The sequence below is a fragment of the Pseudomonas sp. genome, assembly GCF_026224925.1.
Classification (GTDB): domain Bacteria; phylum Pseudomonadota; class Gammaproteobacteria; order Pseudomonadales; family Pseudomonadaceae; genus Aquipseudomonas.
In genome coordinates, this window is record NZ_JAMFRV010000080.1 from 1 (window position 1) to 14,776 (window position 14,776).

Sequence of the window (14,776 nt, forward strand, 5' to 3'; positions counted from 1 at the left end):
ACCTGAAGTCCATGAGCATCGTCACGTCGTTGCCCTGGCTGGCGGGGACCGTGGGCTTTCTGTGTGGTGGCGTGCTGATCGACTACATCTACAAGCGCACCGGCAAGCAGTTGTTCTCGCGCAAAGTAGTATTGGTGACCTGCCTGCTGATAGCCGCGAGTTGTATCGCACTGACCGGCCAGGTCGAAGACGTGACACAAAGCGTGGTGGTCATGACCGTCGCCATCGGCTTCCTGATGCTGGCTGCTCCCGCCTATTGGTCGTTGATTCAGGAAGCCGTGCCTAGCCATCAAGTCGGTACCGCCGGGGGCTTCATGCATGGCCTGGCCAACGTGTCGGGAGTCGTCGCACCCACCGCCACCGGGATCATCATCCAGACTTCCGGCACCTATGCCAGCGGCTTCGCCTTGGCTGGTGGCCTGGGTCTTCTCGGAGCGCTGACCGTGGCGCTCTTTGTCAGCCAGCCGAAGTCCATGACCCCATCCCTCTCGCCGGCCTGAACCTTCGCTAGAGCAATGCGCAAACATATTTGAGGAGCGAAATATGCAAACCATCCTGATTACCGGTGCCGCTGGCATTGTCGGCAAGGCGCTACGCCCCTTGTTGCGCAAGCATTACGCCCTGCGCCTGTTCGATCGCCTGCCAATCACCGACCTGGCGGAAAACGAAAGCGCCTTTTGCGGTGACCTGACCCGCACCGGGGATATTCTCGAAGCGGTTGACGGTGTCGACGGCGTCCTGCACCTGGCTTGCGCATACGGCATCGATATTCGGTTCGAGAGCACACTCAACACCAACTATAACGCAACCCTGCAGTTGCTCGAGGCCGCGCAAAAGTCCGGTGTGAAACGCTTCATCTTTGCCAGTAGCCACCACGTGCTGGGGCAATATCGGACCGATGCCGCAGAGTTGTTCGATGAACTGCCCGTGGCACCTGACAGTTACTACGCATTGAGTAAAGTGTTCGGCGAGGCTTCTTGCGCGGTTTTTGCCCAACGCTACGACATGGCGATCTGCGCGATTCGCATCGGCAATGCCGACCCACAAGTTAGCGATGCGAGACGCGTGCGTCTCTGGGTCAGCGGCCGTGATCTGGCGCAGTTGGTGCGTATCGGCATGGAACACTCACAGATTCGCTACGAAATACTTTACGGCGTATCCGACAGCCCCAAACCGTTCTTTAGCAACACCCGGGCCAGGGAGTTGGGTTATAGCCCTATGGATAACGCCAAGGATTTTATTGCACCTGACTACCTCGACTATGACGCCATGTGCCCACAAACCTCCGGCCGGGACTTCCTCGGTGGAGCCTATGCCGTCAGCTCACTGGCCAGCTGCCTGGAGTCCGCATGATTATTCGTAAGGTCGACACCTTCATTGTCGAAATTCCTTTTCACGACGGCGGCAAAGGTCAAGGCATCACGCCCACCGCCTGGCGCACCCTGGAAAACGTGCTGGTGCGCATCGAGGATGATCAGGGGTATGTGGGCTGGGGCGAAGCGTTCGGTTACTTCACTGCCGATGCGACCAAATCCACCATTGATCGCTTGATCGCGCCAGTGCTGGAGGGCAGCACGGTCGAGGACATTGGCGCCTGGAACCTCAAGACCCAACGTCAGTTGCATCTGTTCGGTCGTTATGGCGTGACGATGTTCGCCATTTCCGGCGTGGATATCGCGCTTTGGGATCTGGCAGCCCAGCGCCGTGGCGTGCCGCTGCACCGCCTCTTTACCGACAAGCTGCGCAGCCATGTGCCGGCCTACGCAAGCCTGGTCCGCTACGCCGATGGCGACGTCGCACCGGCCATCTGCAACCAGGCGCTGGAGATGGGCTTCAAGGACATCAAGCTGCATGAGGTGACCCTTGCCGAAATCGCCCAGTGTCGGCAGGCCATCGGCTACGAAGTACCACTGTCCACCGACGTAAATTGCGGTTGGTCTATTGCTGATACCCGCGCCTGGCTACCGAAGCTTGCAGAACTGCAACTGGCTTGGCTGGAAGAGCCGATCTTCCCGCCGGAGGATTTCGCGACCCTGAACAGCCTACGCGGCCAGGGTGTTTCGCTGTCTGCCGGTGAAAACTGGTGTAGCGCCTTCCAGTTCGAGCAGGCGCTCAAAGCGGGAGCGGTCGATTCGGTGCAACCGAGCGTGACCAAAGTCGGCGGCATCAGCGAATGCTTGCGTATTGCCGAACTCGCACGGCAGTACGACACCCCAGTCTTGCCACACTGCCCTTACTTTGGCCCCGGTTTCCTTGCTACGTTGCACTTGGCGGTGGCTCAAGAACAGGTTGCACAGATCGAGTACCTGTTCGTCGAACCAGACGCCTGGCTGTACGACATCCAAGGGATGCGCCAAGGCCATTTGTTTGAGATTCCGCAAGGCGTGGGCCTGGGCCAGCAGATGGATCAAACCGTCTTCGATCGCTTCCGTCGCGCGTGAATCAGGAGCAGACGATGTCGATCCGTTTTCAGCAACTGACCCTGCAAAACGCCGAACTGAGCCTGCAATTGCTCCCCGAGCACGGCGGCCGAATCGGTCGCCTGCAAGTGCGCAAGCATGCTTTGGAAATTTTACAGCCGATTGATGGCACACAGTCTCTAGACCCACTGAACTGGCCCAAGGGCGGCGCCTATCCGCTGATCCCGTACTCCAATCGAATTGCCAATGCACAGTTGCACTTCGAGGGTCGGGACTATGCGCTGCCCGCCCATCCGCAGGCCTTGCCACACACGTTGCATGGCATCAGTCATACCCTGGTCTGGCAAGTCGATAGCCAGTCGACGACCCAGGCCAGCCTCAGCTTGGACTACCGCGGCCCACATTGGCCATGGCAGATTCGAGCCGAGCAGCATTTCGAGCTCAGCGGCGGCAGCTTGCGGATTCGGCTTGCACTGTTCAATCAGGGGGAAACGCCGATGCCGGCAGGTCTGGGTCTGCATCCCTATTTCCTCGCTCACCCGCAACTGCAAGCCAGTTTGAGTTGTTCCCGCCAATGGCAGAGCACAGCGGATTATTTGAGCACCGGGCAGAACATGACGGGAGATGTGGCGATGCGGTTCGACAGTCAGGCCTGGCAAACCGAGACCTGTGTCCACTACCTGTCGCAATGGGCCGGCAAGGTCGATCTCGACTACCCCCAGGGCCGCTTATGCCTGACGGCCAGCCCTGAACTGGAGCATCTGGTGGTGTTCGCACCGGTAGGTTCACCTTATGTGTGCATAGAGCCGGTTTCACACGTGGCGAATGGTTTCAACCTGCAACCGCTGCTAGGAGAACTGAGCGGCACCCAAGTCCTGGCGCCAGGGGAAAGCTTCTCGGCGGACCTGTGTTTCGAATGGATCGAGCGCTTACAACGCCCCGGATAAGCCTCCAGCCTCACCCTCAACATTGAACGGACGCATACCTGCCCGCCCGAAAATCTCGAGTGGCGAGCCAACTCATCTCTAAAAAGAATAAAAAATGAAAATCAAACATTTTAGCCAACATACATCGCCTCGCTCTCTGCCCCTCTGCATGACGCTGTGTGCCATGCCATTGGCAGCTCACGCGGACTTCGTCTCCGACAGTAAAGCTACGTTGTTGATGCGCAACTTCTATTACAACCACGATCTGCGGGACTCCAAAGCCCCAGCCCAATCGAAGATCGACGAATGGGCACAAGGCTTCATTCTCAAGGCTGAGTCCGGTTACACCGAAGGCACCGTCGGTTTTGGCTTGGACATGTTCGCCGGACTCGGGCTCAAGCTTGACTCTTCACCAGGCAACAGTGGCTCTGCCCTGCTGCCTGGCGCCTACAACCGGGCAGGTGGCCCTCGCAACGCCGATCCCTCATCTGTTGATGAGTTCTCTAAGGCGACCGCCGCACTAAAAATGAAAGTATCCAAAAGCGAACTCAAGGTCGGCGGCCTGTTCCCGAAAATCCCGTTGGTGTCCGCTGGCGACGCACGTCTGTTACCGCAATTCTTCGAAGGAGCCATGCTCAGCGTCCGTGAGTTCGACAACATCGATATCGACCTGGGGCAGATGCGCGCGGTCAGCTATCGTGAGTTCACTGGCAGCCGCAAGATGCAGACCGGTAACTACCTTTCGGTAGAAAGCGACCGCTTCAACTATCTTGGGGGGACTTGGCGAATTACTCCAAATGCCTCGGTTGGTGTATGGGAAGGCGAACTGAAAGACGTCTATCGCCAAACGCTCTACACCACCACCCTCAACAAACCGATAGGCGCCTGGAAGCTCAGCGCCGTGGGGAACTACCTTGCCTCCAGCGAAGCCGGCGCAGAACTCGCAGGCAAACTCGACAGTCGCATGGCGTCGACCCTGCTTTCCGCCAATCTGGGCCCACAAACATTTCGCTTCGGTTTGCAGTACAACGCCGGCGATAGCGCCTTGCCCTTTCTTCATGACACCGACCTGCCCGACGTGGCCAACGCAGTCCAGGTACTTCGTTTCGATCGCGCGCAAGAGCGCTCATGGCAAGCACGTTACGACTTCGACTTTGCAGGCGTCGGTTTGCCAGGCCTGGTGGCTATGGCACGTTATGTTTATGGCGATAACTTCAAGATTAACGGACAAGACGGTCAAGAATGGGAACGTAACATCGACCTGACGTACACCATCCAGAGCGGCACCTTCAGAGACCTGTCATTCAGGTTGCGCAACGTCGAACTGATCGGTGCTGCGACGGGACGCCGCGATGAAAATCGCTTTATCGTCTCATATCCATTGTCGCTGCTCTGATCTCGGGTGCGCCCCTAAGGACGATCTGAAATAAGACCTTGCTGGTCTCGATAGGTCCATCCGGTGCAGTGTCTACCTGAGGCATTGCAGGACCGCTTAGATCATCAGGAAATCAAGCTATTGACTCGACTGTCTGCCAATTTGAACACCACACGCTGAGGGTGGTTGATCGAGACCAGATACTCCATCGGCTGCCCTTGGGTATCGAAAATCACGCCCCGATAAACCAGCGCGGCCGTCCCGGGTTCGACTTCCAGCAGGCGCGCCTCTTGATCATTCATCGTGGCAATGCTTAACGTCCCCTCGTCGCTTTCTATTTCGATCTGATACCGCGCCAACAATAAGGCATACAACGAGGCCCCCTCGATTAGATCCCCCGCCACCAGATCCGGCACGCGGGCGGCAGGAATGTAACTGGTCTCGATACAGAATGGCTTTTGGTCCACGGTGCGCAGACGCCTGATGGTCAGCAATACATCCCCCTCCTGAATCTTCAGCAGTTTGGCGACGCGGGCGCTGGCCTGGGTTTGCTCGAAGTAAAGCAACTTGCTGCCGGGCCTGGCCCCGGCCTGTTCAACCACTTCGGCGATGCCTTTACGCGCCACCGTATTGAGTGGCCGCTCGACGCCCGGAGCAGTCACGAAGGTTCCACGATTGCCTCGGCGCTCGAGGACCCCACGATCGATCAGTGTTTGCAGAGCCTTTCGCAAGGTCATCCTGCTGATTCCAAGGTGTTCGGCCAGGTCCCTTTCCGCCGGGATACGTTCAGCCGGTCCGAACTCCGGACGTTCCAGCATTTCAAGCAGTGCCTGGACGGCCTGCCAGGCAACCTGCTTGCGTTGGGGTGCGGGAAACGCCACGTCGGAGGGTTTTGCACGGGTAACTTTCATGGTCTACATCCTGGATTATTTTTCTGGCGATCCATTGCGACTGTAAAAACCAAAACCCGACGCAAACCCGCCAACTTAGCAATGACAAAGAAAACCCGGTTCAGGAAAACCCCGAAAACCGCTTATTCGGCCCATTAGACCATGGGGGAAAAGCCTTGTAATGGTATTTTTCATGGTATAGATTTTGGTCTAAATGGTGGTCATGAACAGCAACATAAGCCGCCGCAATAAAGTACCAAGGAGCCCACATGGCGATCCAGTTCAACCGGGAAGGCTTCATTACTTCCTTGCAGCAATCCGCTCAAAACGTCGACGACGCTCAGCAGTTTGGCCAAGAGTTGGCAACGCGGATTGACCGCATCTATTTCGTCAGCTGCGGCGCCCCCAACCGCATCATGCTCGGCCTGCAATATTGGCTTGAACACTACAGTCACTCACTGGAAGTCCGTCGTTATTTCCCGGCCGATTTCATGGATATCGATCCGCCGCGCCTGGATGGGCGCACCTTGGTCGTTCTCGCGTCCAAGTCCGGAACGACCCAGGAAACCATCGCCGCCGCGCGTTTCCTGCAAGGCAAGCCATGCCTCACTGTGGGTGTGACACAGACCGCCGAGCTGCCGCTGGCCCAAGCCGTTCAACATTGCTTCCTGCTGGGCCGCACGGACGAGGCGTACTTCGGCTGCTTCATGATCCTTCAAGCGTTGATCGGCGGTATTTTGGCCAAACGCGAAGGCTGGCCACTGCTGGACAAGCTCACTCGCTCACTTAAAGCGCTGCCGCAAGCACTGGCTGATGCAGCGATCAACAACGACCAACGGGCGACCGAGGAGGCGCGTCTCTATAAAGATGATCGTGTCATGTACTTCCTCGCGTCGGGCCCGATGTTCACCACTGCCTATGTGTTCGGCGTCTGCGTGGTGATGGAAAGCCAATGGCTGCATTGCCTGCCAGTGGAGGCCGCAGAGTTTTTCCATGGCCCATTCGAAGCCATCGATGCCTCCACTCCGCTGCTACTGCTGGTCGGCGAAGACCCCAGCCGAGCGCAGATGGAACGGGTCGTGAGCTTCTGCCAGCGGTATACCGAACGGGTCATGGTCTATGACTCCAAGGACTTCCCGATGGTCGGGATCGACCCGGAGATCCGCGCGATTGTCGCCCCCTACATCGTTGGCATCGCCGCTGAACGTATCGCTGCCCATCTGGCGGTCTGGCATCAACAACCGCTGACGACTCGCCGCTACATGTGGAAAACGGAGTACTGAGCATGGCCAGCCTGATCGCGGTCGGCGATAACACCTTGGATGTGTACCTGGACCGGAACATCGAATATCCAGGCGGGAATGCGCTCAATGTTGCGGTATTCGCTTCCCGGCTAGGCACTCGCAGCGCCTACCTCGGCTGCGTAGGCGATGATCGGTGCGGCCAGCGTTTGCTCGACTGCCTGCAAAAAGAAGAAGTCGATTCTTCCCATTGCCGAACGCTGCCGGGGGCCAATGGTTGGGCGTGTGTCGACAGCATCGATGGCGAGCGAGTGTTTCTGGGCAGCGATCCTGGTGTTTGTCGTCAACTGCGACTCAATGCCGAGGATTTGGCCTACATCACGAAGTTCTCGCTGGCACACAGCAGCCTCTATAGCGGCCTCGAAAACCAACTGGTGCAAATTCGTCATGCCAGCGGCTGCCTGTCCTTCGACTTCTCGGACAACTGGGTCGAATTCGATTGGCCGGCCCTGATCAAGCATGTCGATATCGCCTTCTTCTCGGCTGCCGACCTGTCCTCGCAGGAGGCGTATGAGCTGGCGCACTCGATGCGGGCCCTGGGCCCGTCGATTGTGGTCATCACTCGCGGTGCTCTGGGAGCCCTCGCGGTCGATGCCCTGGGAATCCATGAGCAACCCAGTATTCCCTGCACTGTTGTCGACAGCATGGGCGCCGGTGACGGCTTCATCGCGGCGTTTCTGCTGGCATGGCAAGCCCGGCACAGCCTCGCGGAGTGTCTGTTGCATGGCGTCGATTATGCCGCCCAGGTGTGTGGTTGGACCGGTGGTTTTGGCCATGGTCAATCCCTGGACCCCGAACGTTCCCTGCAATTGAAACAAGCCTTGAATGCTCAAGGCTGATGCGCGCGGCCCCGGGCTAATCCTGGGGCTGTTCAACCAACCTGTCGTGGATACCCTGTCGATGAAAAAATGTCTGATCGGTTTGATGCTCGTGGCCAGCCCGCTGATGACCTGGGGCGCCAGCGAAGAGCTGCGTTTCGGGGTCGACCCCACCTACCCACCCTTTGAGTCCAAGCGACCTGACGGCTCGCTGACAGGTTTCGATATCGAGTTGGGTGAAAGCCTCTGCACCGAATTGAAACGTCGTTGCGTCTGGGTAGAAAACGCCTTCGACGGGATGGTCTCGTCCCTTAAAGGCAAGAAGTTCGACGGCATCCTTTCTGCCCTGTCGATCACCGAAGAGCGCAAAACCGAAATCGCCTTTTCCAACACGCTGTATGACACCCCGGCACGCCTGGTAGCACCGCAAGGCAGTGCCTTGCAACCGACGGCCGAATCCTTGCGTGGCAAGCGCATCGGCGTGCAGCAAGGTAGCGTGTTCGAAGTCTATGCCAGGCGCATGTGGGGCCAGAAAGGCGTGGAGGTGGTGCCTTATCAAAGCAGTGATTTGACCTACTCGGACTTGATCAACGGTCGGCTGGATGCAGCATTCGACGATGCCATCGCGGTCTCCGAAGGCCTGCTCAAGAAGCCGATGGGCAAAGGCTTCGGCTACGCAGGGGAGGTCGTTAAATCACCTGAAATCTTTGGGCCGGGAACCGGGATCGGCTTGCGCAAAAGCGATACCGCGCTAGCCGGCGAAATCAATCAGGCGCTCCAACGGATCCACCAAAACGGCACCTATGACCGCATCGCCAAAAAATACTTTGATTTCGACATCTCGCCTAAGTAAACCACCATCGCGGACCCTGGAACCGCGTTTTTTGAGGGATTGCGAAGGCTGGCGGCGATCTTACCCGCGGACAGGCCAACGTCGAACTTAAGGCGTAGGACCTCTCGGATTTTACGCATAGATAAACGCTCCACGACGACCTCTTTACTTCAAAAAAGAGGTCGATGGTCGTGAAAAATCCTGCATTCCGGAAAACCCTCTCCGCGAGATTCGCCCGCTGTCTTCCTCGCGATGGCTGAACGCATTCAACAACGGGCATTTGAGTAGTAAACTCCGTTGATTGATGACAGCAACAGAACGTGTATTTTCGCGACCGCGAAAACAGGGAGCGATAATGTTAGTGAATCTAAATCTGGTGACCCCCTCATGTCCGAACTCAGAGCATGGGTCCCCGTCTGATGGGTGTGAAAAACTGTTTCACATGGTCGAGGCCGGCCAGTGAACCCGCAGATGCTCGAGTCCGGCCCGCGGGGAGCCAAGGTGCTGTCGGTCTTTGACTTTGACGGTACCCTGACCCGGCACGACAGCTTTGTTCCATTCCTGATGTTTGCTTTTGGGAGGCGAGAGTTCAGCCGGAGAATGCTAAGACTGGCGGTGCCTGGCCTGCGATTCCTCACACGTAGGCTCAACCGTGATGAACTCAAGGCTCAACTGATCAGTACATTCCTGACGGGGGTGGAAAAGGAATGGGTCCAGCAAAAAGCCGAGGATTTCAGTAAGGCGCTTTGGATTAGGCTGATGCGACCAGCAGGTTTACGATCAGTCGCGACCGAAGTCGAGTCTGGGGCAATAGTAACGCTCTGTTCTGCTTCTCCAGCTTTGGTACTGCAACCTTTCGCCGATCGCCTCGGCATCAAGCTGATTGGTACCGAGCTGGAAGTCATCGACGGGTTACTGACCGGACATATCACCGGCAACAATTGTCGGTGCGAGAATAAAGTTCTTCGCCTTGAGGCTGTCTATGGTCCTCTGAGTCAGTACCGACTCAGAGCTTGGGGCGATACCCGGGGCGATCGAGAACTGCTGGCCGCCGCACAAGACTCCCATTGGCGGCACTTTCATCCGGTATGGCGCCGTGGACAGCTGCGCCGGTGAGTGTTCGTCAGTAGGTTTATTCATGGGAACCAAAAAAACGCGGCAGTAACAGGTTGAGCCCCGCTACTGCCACGTTTGATCAGAACTATCGTAAACACCTTCGCTGAAGCAAAAACCACTATTTAATGCGTCAAACTCTGTCGAACAAACAGATGCCGAAATGTCACGATCAGATGTATCAAAATGACAATTTATTGGCAATTTTTGATCAAATCGGCGGCCTTCTCTCCAATCATGATGCACACCGAATTAGGGTTCCCTGAAATCAGGGTGGGCATGATCGATGCGTCGGCAACGCGCAGCCCTTCAATGCCATGCACCTTCAGATCCGGACCTACAACCGAGTGGTCGTCTACGCCCATACGGCAGGTACCGGAAGGATGGAGTGCCGCGTGAGCCTCTTCGTGACAGAATTTTTTCATGGCCTCTCGCGACCTGACCGTAGCGTCCGGCACATGACGCCTGGCGAGATAGGGTTTGAAAGCGGCCTGGGACATGATTTCCTCGCCCACAAGGCAACCGTCCACCAGACTTTCAATATCGTAAGGGTCTGAAAAATAGTTGGGCACTATACGCGGAGGCGACATCGGGTCTGCCGAATACAGCTCAACATAGCCTCTGGATTTTGGACGTATCTGGCCCAGGTTCAGCGTGCAGCCGTTGCCGCCGGGGACGGAGTCAATGCCCTCTTCGATACCTGCGCCAACGACCATGAAATACTGGATATCAGGATTGGTTGCCGCCTTGTCTCCCCACCAGAAAGCCCCGCCTTCAATCAAGTTGGACGCAGCAGGGCCTTGCCTGAACAGGGCGTATTGCAAGGCCGCCATCATTTTCCAGTGCGGTTTTTTGTACTTGTCGTAGCTGTGCGGGCCCGTCAGCTCATAAACGAGCGACACTTCAATATGGTCCTGAAGATTCTGCCCTACACCGGGCAGGTCCTGGATAACGTTGATGCCATGCTTATCGAGCTGCGCTGCCGGGCCAATGCCGGACAACATCAACAAGCGTGGGGAGTTGATAGCGCCGGCGGATAAAACGATTTCCTTTTCGGCGTACATCACTTGACGCACACCGTTCTCGATATATTCAACGCCAATGGCTTTTTTCCCCTGCATCAAGATACGGATCACCCGACAACCCGTCTTGACCGCCAGGTTCTTGCGTGACTTCGCGGGCGCCAGGTAGGCCACCGCCGCACTGCTGCGAAAACCATTTTTGGCCGTGATTTGATAAAGCCCGCAACCTTCAGGTTTGCCGGAGTTGAAATCCTCGTTGTACGGCAAACCGTACTGCTGGCAAGCGCGAAGCCACACCTTGGTCAGTGGATGGATATTGATAGGGTCAGAAACACCCAACGGTCCACCGACACCATGAACGTCGTTACAGAAGCGCTCGTTGTCTTCGGCTTTTTTGAAGTAAGGCAATACATCTTTATAGGACCAGCCCGTTGCCCCCTGCTCGACCCAACCATCGTAATCAGCGGGTACGCCGCGAATATAAATCATCGCATTGACCGAACTCCCGCCACCCAGCACGCTAGCCTGGACCATGGTCGGCGTTGCAGTCCTGCGTTGATCTTCAGTGGGCTCCCACGCATACCGTTTGAGCAGCGGACCTTGCGCCGTTTTATAGTAGGCGCCGGGAATATGGATGTAGGGGTTGCGGTCACGAGGCCCCTCTTCAAAAAGGACCACGGACGCAGAAGTATCTTCGCTGAGTCTCGATGCCACCGTGCAGCCTGTCGAGCCGCCTCCGATTACGATGAAATCCACCATGACGACCTAATACCTTTTATGAGGTACACATTGTAAGAACGGGAGTTTTTAATCCGGGTAAGCGGCGCTTTATCGCCCAACAAGTCGGGTTAAAAGTGCCTTCAGATCTTTCGCGACCTCATAACTGTTTTGCTGCTGCTGTTTTTTACAAAACAACTCACAGCTCCACCATCCGTCGTAACCGGTAGCCTTTACCGCGGCAGTCCACTCGGCAAGGTTCAATATCCCGTTCCCCGTCGGTATATCTCGGAGTAATTCTTCATTGGGAATACCGCCTTCAAAAGGCAGCGAATCACACACATGCACGCCATAGATAACGTCTTTGTTCATGCGTGCGATTTCTTCTGGCCTAACGCCGGACGTAAAACAGTGCCAGTAATCGATGACCATCTTGACGTTGTCGCGTTCGGTGCGATCAATCAGCTGTAGTTGGTGCTCCAGCGTATTCAATGGCGTCCATGACAAAGCTTCAAGATAGAGAAGAACACCATATTGCTTTGCCAAGTCAGCGAGCAGCGCAAGATTCTTGGCAGTCAACGCATATTGTTCGGCATCATCCAAACCCAGCAAACCGGTGTAATGAGCGCTCGTGCCATGCTTCTGGTAATCGATCACCGCTTGAACGTTGATGGGCCCGGTGAGTACTTGAACACCTTTGGCGCCGGCCAGGTTGGCCAATTGAAAAAGCCGTTCCGCTTCCTTCAGCAAATCATCGCGTTCGGCGCCTTGGCGTTCGATATCCCTCAGGTAACCGATCCCTGTGACGGGGATATCCTTCAGCAACGCTTTCAGTTCCGGCTCCGAATAACCGGCCTGCAAATAGGCTTCCAGTTTGCCGCTGTAGATCTCCAACGCATCGAAACCGACAGTCTTCGCAATGTCGATGTCTATGGCCAGCGTCGAATGTTTTGCGACTGTGGAATGCAAGGCCAGGATGTTTTTTTGAGTGTGCATATGAGGCTCCTACCGTTGACACCCAGTGTAGAGTGATCGAGTCCCAGTAGTGATTTCGCACTCACAGGAAATGCGGCGCAACCTGACGCACTCACTGCGTCAGGCTTTCGATAATTGGCTAAGACGTCATTCCCCAGCGACCGGGAGGATGGCTACAACCTCAAGCAGTGAGAGATGGCTCGCTCGTGATAGCGGTCTGACAATCAACATTGATAGTGACTGATCTATCGCTACCACGAGCCAGCGCCCTCCTGCTTAAGCTTCTGCGAGGCGATTGGCCAATGCCGATACAGCTAAAGCAGCGGCGTCCAGCCGCTCCTGCGGTAAGGTCCCACGAGCGACAGCTGCGGTAATGGCGCAAACAATCTGCGCAATCTCAGGCATTGCCTTTGCGGAAATCAGCAATAGATCGGCCCCTGCATTCAGAGCTGCAACCGCCACCTCGCCGAGTGATGAGTTTCTCATCGTGGAGCGGTGGTCCAAGTCAATGGTCATCACCAATCCCTTGAACCCCAGTTCATCTCGCAGCAAACCAATAAGCTCAGGCGAAACGGATGCCGCAACGGGCGGCTCGCAGGCAGCAAAAATCGCCGGTCCCATCATCACCGCGTCCGCACCGGCGTCCACCCCGGCTTGAAACGCAGGCCAGTAGGCACGTAGCTGATCCAGTGACTCGGTGACCACCGCCTCTTCAACAGATGGTTGGCGCAGCAACACCGGATGTCCGGGGAAGTGCTTCAGGGTGCTCGCCATCCCGGCACGTCGTACACCGCGGACATAGGCACCGACCATGGCCGCGGCCCGATTTACATCATCGGACAGTGTGCGCCCCTGCAACCATACATTGGTTCCACCGACCACATCAGCTGTCGGCGACAAGAGCAGATTCACACCGGCGTCTCGCACTTTCGTCGCAACCTGAAAACAGGCATCTTCGAGCTCAGCAAGATCCATTACCCTGGCCAGATCAAGTTCAGGTAGCGCAGGCGCTACCCCTTGCAAGCGGTGAACGGCGGATATGTCAGCATCGGCCGCCAGTATCAGCGGCCCGGCAAAGTTTTTTGCAGTGCCGGTGAACCGTTGCCACTTTTCAAGCGTTTCAGATTCCAGGCGGCTCGCGCCCATTTTACCGCTGACATACTCCTGCGTGGTTTCGCCAAACAGCAGGCTGCGCCCTCCACAGCCCAGAAATCTGCGCACGTCCTCATTCATGTCCAGATCGAGCAAAACTGGAAACAGGACGCTGAATGCCTTGCTTTCAATTGAGCTCATGATCAATCCCGGTTTGAGTTGTGCTGGTCATTATTGGCCGCTGCCAGTTCGCGAACCTTGAAGGCCGCGTCTAACAAAATCTGACGGCCCAGAACGCCTTCGTGAACAGCCGCCACAATGGATTCGGCAATGGCATCAAGGCCCGACTCACTGGACACGAGCAACAGATGTGCGCCGGCCGCCAGCGAAGCAATAGCAGTGTCCGTGATGGAGTTGCCCCTGAGGATGGATACCGCATCAAGGTCATCCGAGATGATCAAGCCCTCGAATCCAAGGGTGTCACGCAGAACCCCGATGACTTTGGACGAAGTTGAGGCCGAATGATCAGAGTCGATTGCAGGAAAAACGGCTGGCCCTGGCATCACCGCTTTCACACCAGTAGCGATGACCTCCTTGAACACTTCGAGGTTGTCATGGAGCAACTCCAGCGGCCCGAGAACCGTGGCTTCAGCTATTGCCGGGTCCTGCTCGGTGACGTAGTGACCGGGAAAGTGTTTAGCAGTTGCAATGACGCCAGCGCGTTGAACCCCGCGGATATAGGCACAGGACAACCGACTGACTTCAACGGGGTCGGCGCCCAAATGCCGGTTGTGTAGCCATGGGTTGGCGCCGGTGACCACATCGACGATCGGCGCCAGAAACAGATTAACGCCTAGACCGCGCGCCACGTTGGCCATCACAAAGCAGCGTTGCTCGATGTCCTGTGAACTGAGGTCCTTGAGCTGTTCTCTCGATGCGACTGCCGGGACCAATTGGTGAAGGCGTTGGATACCGCCGAGTTCCTGATCCACCGCGATCAGCACCGGCACACCGGCCAATGACGCGGCTTCCCGGGCGATATTGACAAAGTCGGCCTGAGATTCGGCGTCCTTGCGCGCCGGACTCATGTCTCGGCCTACGTACTCATCCCGGGTTTCACCCAGCAAAATAGACACGCCACCACGCCTCAAATAACGACGGACATTGTCGTCCAGACTCAAATCGCTGAATGCGGGAAGCAGTACCGAATACGCAGCTCTATGCAGTTCGCTTGACATAGCTATTCCTCAACACCGTTATTTTGAGCAGAAAGCTCAACTTTATTGACGCATGAC

Annotated in this window: 14 protein-coding genes; 9 read left to right on the top strand and 5 right to left on the bottom strand. The window is 56.6% G+C overall.

What is annotated here, in order from left to right:
• The 5 genes from M0974_RS03440 to M0974_RS03460 form a co-directional block, all read left to right on the top strand.
• Positions 1-500: MFS transporter (locus M0974_RS03440; protein ID WP_297832825.1), on the top strand; the 500-nt coding region annotated here is incomplete at its 5' end.
• A gap of 43 nt (positions 501-543) precedes the next feature.
• Positions 544-1,353, top strand: coding sequence for an NAD(P)-dependent oxidoreductase (locus M0974_RS03445; protein WP_297832828.1), 810 nt, complete (start codon positions 544-546; stop codon positions 1,351-1,353).
• On the top strand, positions 1,350-2,441 hold the full coding sequence (locus tag M0974_RS03450; protein ID WP_297832831.1) for a mandelate racemase/muconate lactonizing enzyme family protein: 1,092 nt from the start codon (positions 1,350-1,352) through the stop codon (positions 2,439-2,441). Before M0974_RS03445 ends, M0974_RS03450 begins: the two co-directional genes overlap by 4 nt.
• 14 nt (positions 2,442-2,455) lie before the next feature.
• On the top strand, positions 2,456-3,367 hold the full coding sequence (locus tag M0974_RS03455) for an aldose 1-epimerase (protein ID WP_297832863.1): 912 nt from the start codon (positions 2,456-2,458) through the stop codon (positions 3,365-3,367).
• Between the two features lie 94 nt (positions 3,368-3,461).
• Positions 3,462-4,742 (top strand): OprD family porin, encoded by a 1,281-nt coding sequence (locus M0974_RS03460; RefSeq protein WP_297832866.1) that lies wholly within the window; start codon positions 3,462-3,464, stop codon positions 4,740-4,742.
• Positions 4,743-4,846: 104 nt separating this feature from the next.
• On the opposite strand, the gene M0974_RS03465 is transcribed toward M0974_RS03460, so the two are convergent.
• Positions 4,847-5,632 carry a GntR family transcriptional regulator gene (locus M0974_RS03465; RefSeq protein ID WP_297832869.1) on the bottom strand — a complete coding sequence of 262 codons (786 nt, stop codon included), beginning with the start codon at positions 5,630-5,632 and terminating at the stop codon, positions 4,847-4,849.
• A gap of 248 nt (positions 5,633-5,880) precedes the next feature.
• Between M0974_RS03465 and M0974_RS03470 the strand changes: the two genes are divergently transcribed.
• The 4 genes from M0974_RS03470 to M0974_RS03485 all read left to right on the top strand — a co-directional run bounded on the left by M0974_RS03470 (position 5,881) and on the right by M0974_RS03485 (position 9,678).
• Complete coding sequence (locus M0974_RS03470; protein ID WP_297832872.1) at positions 5,881-6,894, top strand: SIS domain-containing protein; 1,014 nt, start codon at positions 5,881-5,883, stop codon at positions 6,892-6,894.
• A 2-nt stretch (positions 6,895-6,896) separates the two neighbouring features.
• The gene (locus M0974_RS03475; protein WP_297832876.1) at positions 6,897-7,751 is read left to right on the top strand and encodes a PfkB family carbohydrate kinase; all 855 of its coding nucleotides are present in this window, start codon (positions 6,897-6,899) and stop codon (positions 7,749-7,751) included.
• A 61-nt stretch (positions 7,752-7,812) separates the two neighbouring features.
• Positions 7,813-8,583, top strand: a complete 771-nt coding sequence (locus M0974_RS03480) for an ABC transporter substrate-binding protein (RefSeq protein WP_297832954.1) — start codon at positions 7,813-7,815, stop codon at positions 8,581-8,583.
• 438 nt (positions 8,584-9,021) lie between these two features.
• Entirely contained in the window at positions 9,022-9,678 is a 657-nt protein-coding gene (locus tag M0974_RS03485) for an HAD family hydrolase (protein WP_297832879.1), read from the top strand.
• 191 nt (positions 9,679-9,869) lie between these two features.
• On the opposite strand, the gene M0974_RS03490 is transcribed toward M0974_RS03485, so the two are convergent.
• The 4 genes from M0974_RS03490 to M0974_RS03505 all read right to left on the bottom strand — a co-directional run bounded on the left by M0974_RS03490 (position 9,870) and on the right by M0974_RS03505 (position 14,719).
• Positions 9,870-11,456, bottom strand: coding sequence for a GMC family oxidoreductase (locus tag M0974_RS03490; RefSeq protein WP_297832882.1), 1,587 nt, complete (start codon positions 11,454-11,456; stop codon positions 9,870-9,872).
• 69 nt (positions 11,457-11,525) lie between these two features.
• Positions 11,526-12,410: a sugar phosphate isomerase/epimerase gene (locus tag M0974_RS03495; RefSeq protein WP_297832885.1), complete on the bottom strand. Its 885-nt coding sequence runs from the start codon at positions 12,408-12,410 to the stop codon at positions 11,526-11,528.
• A 255-nt stretch (positions 12,411-12,665) separates the two neighbouring features.
• On the bottom strand, positions 12,666-13,637 hold the full coding sequence (locus M0974_RS03500; RefSeq protein ID WP_297832888.1) for a glycoside hydrolase family 3 N-terminal domain-containing protein: 972 nt from the start codon (positions 13,635-13,637) through the stop codon (positions 12,666-12,668).
• 47 nt (positions 13,638-13,684) lie between these two features.
• On the bottom strand, positions 13,685-14,719 hold the full coding sequence (locus tag M0974_RS03505) for a glycoside hydrolase family 3 N-terminal domain-containing protein (RefSeq protein ID WP_297832892.1): 1,035 nt from the start codon (positions 14,717-14,719) through the stop codon (positions 13,685-13,687).
• Positions 14,720-14,776: the final 57 nt, after the last annotated feature.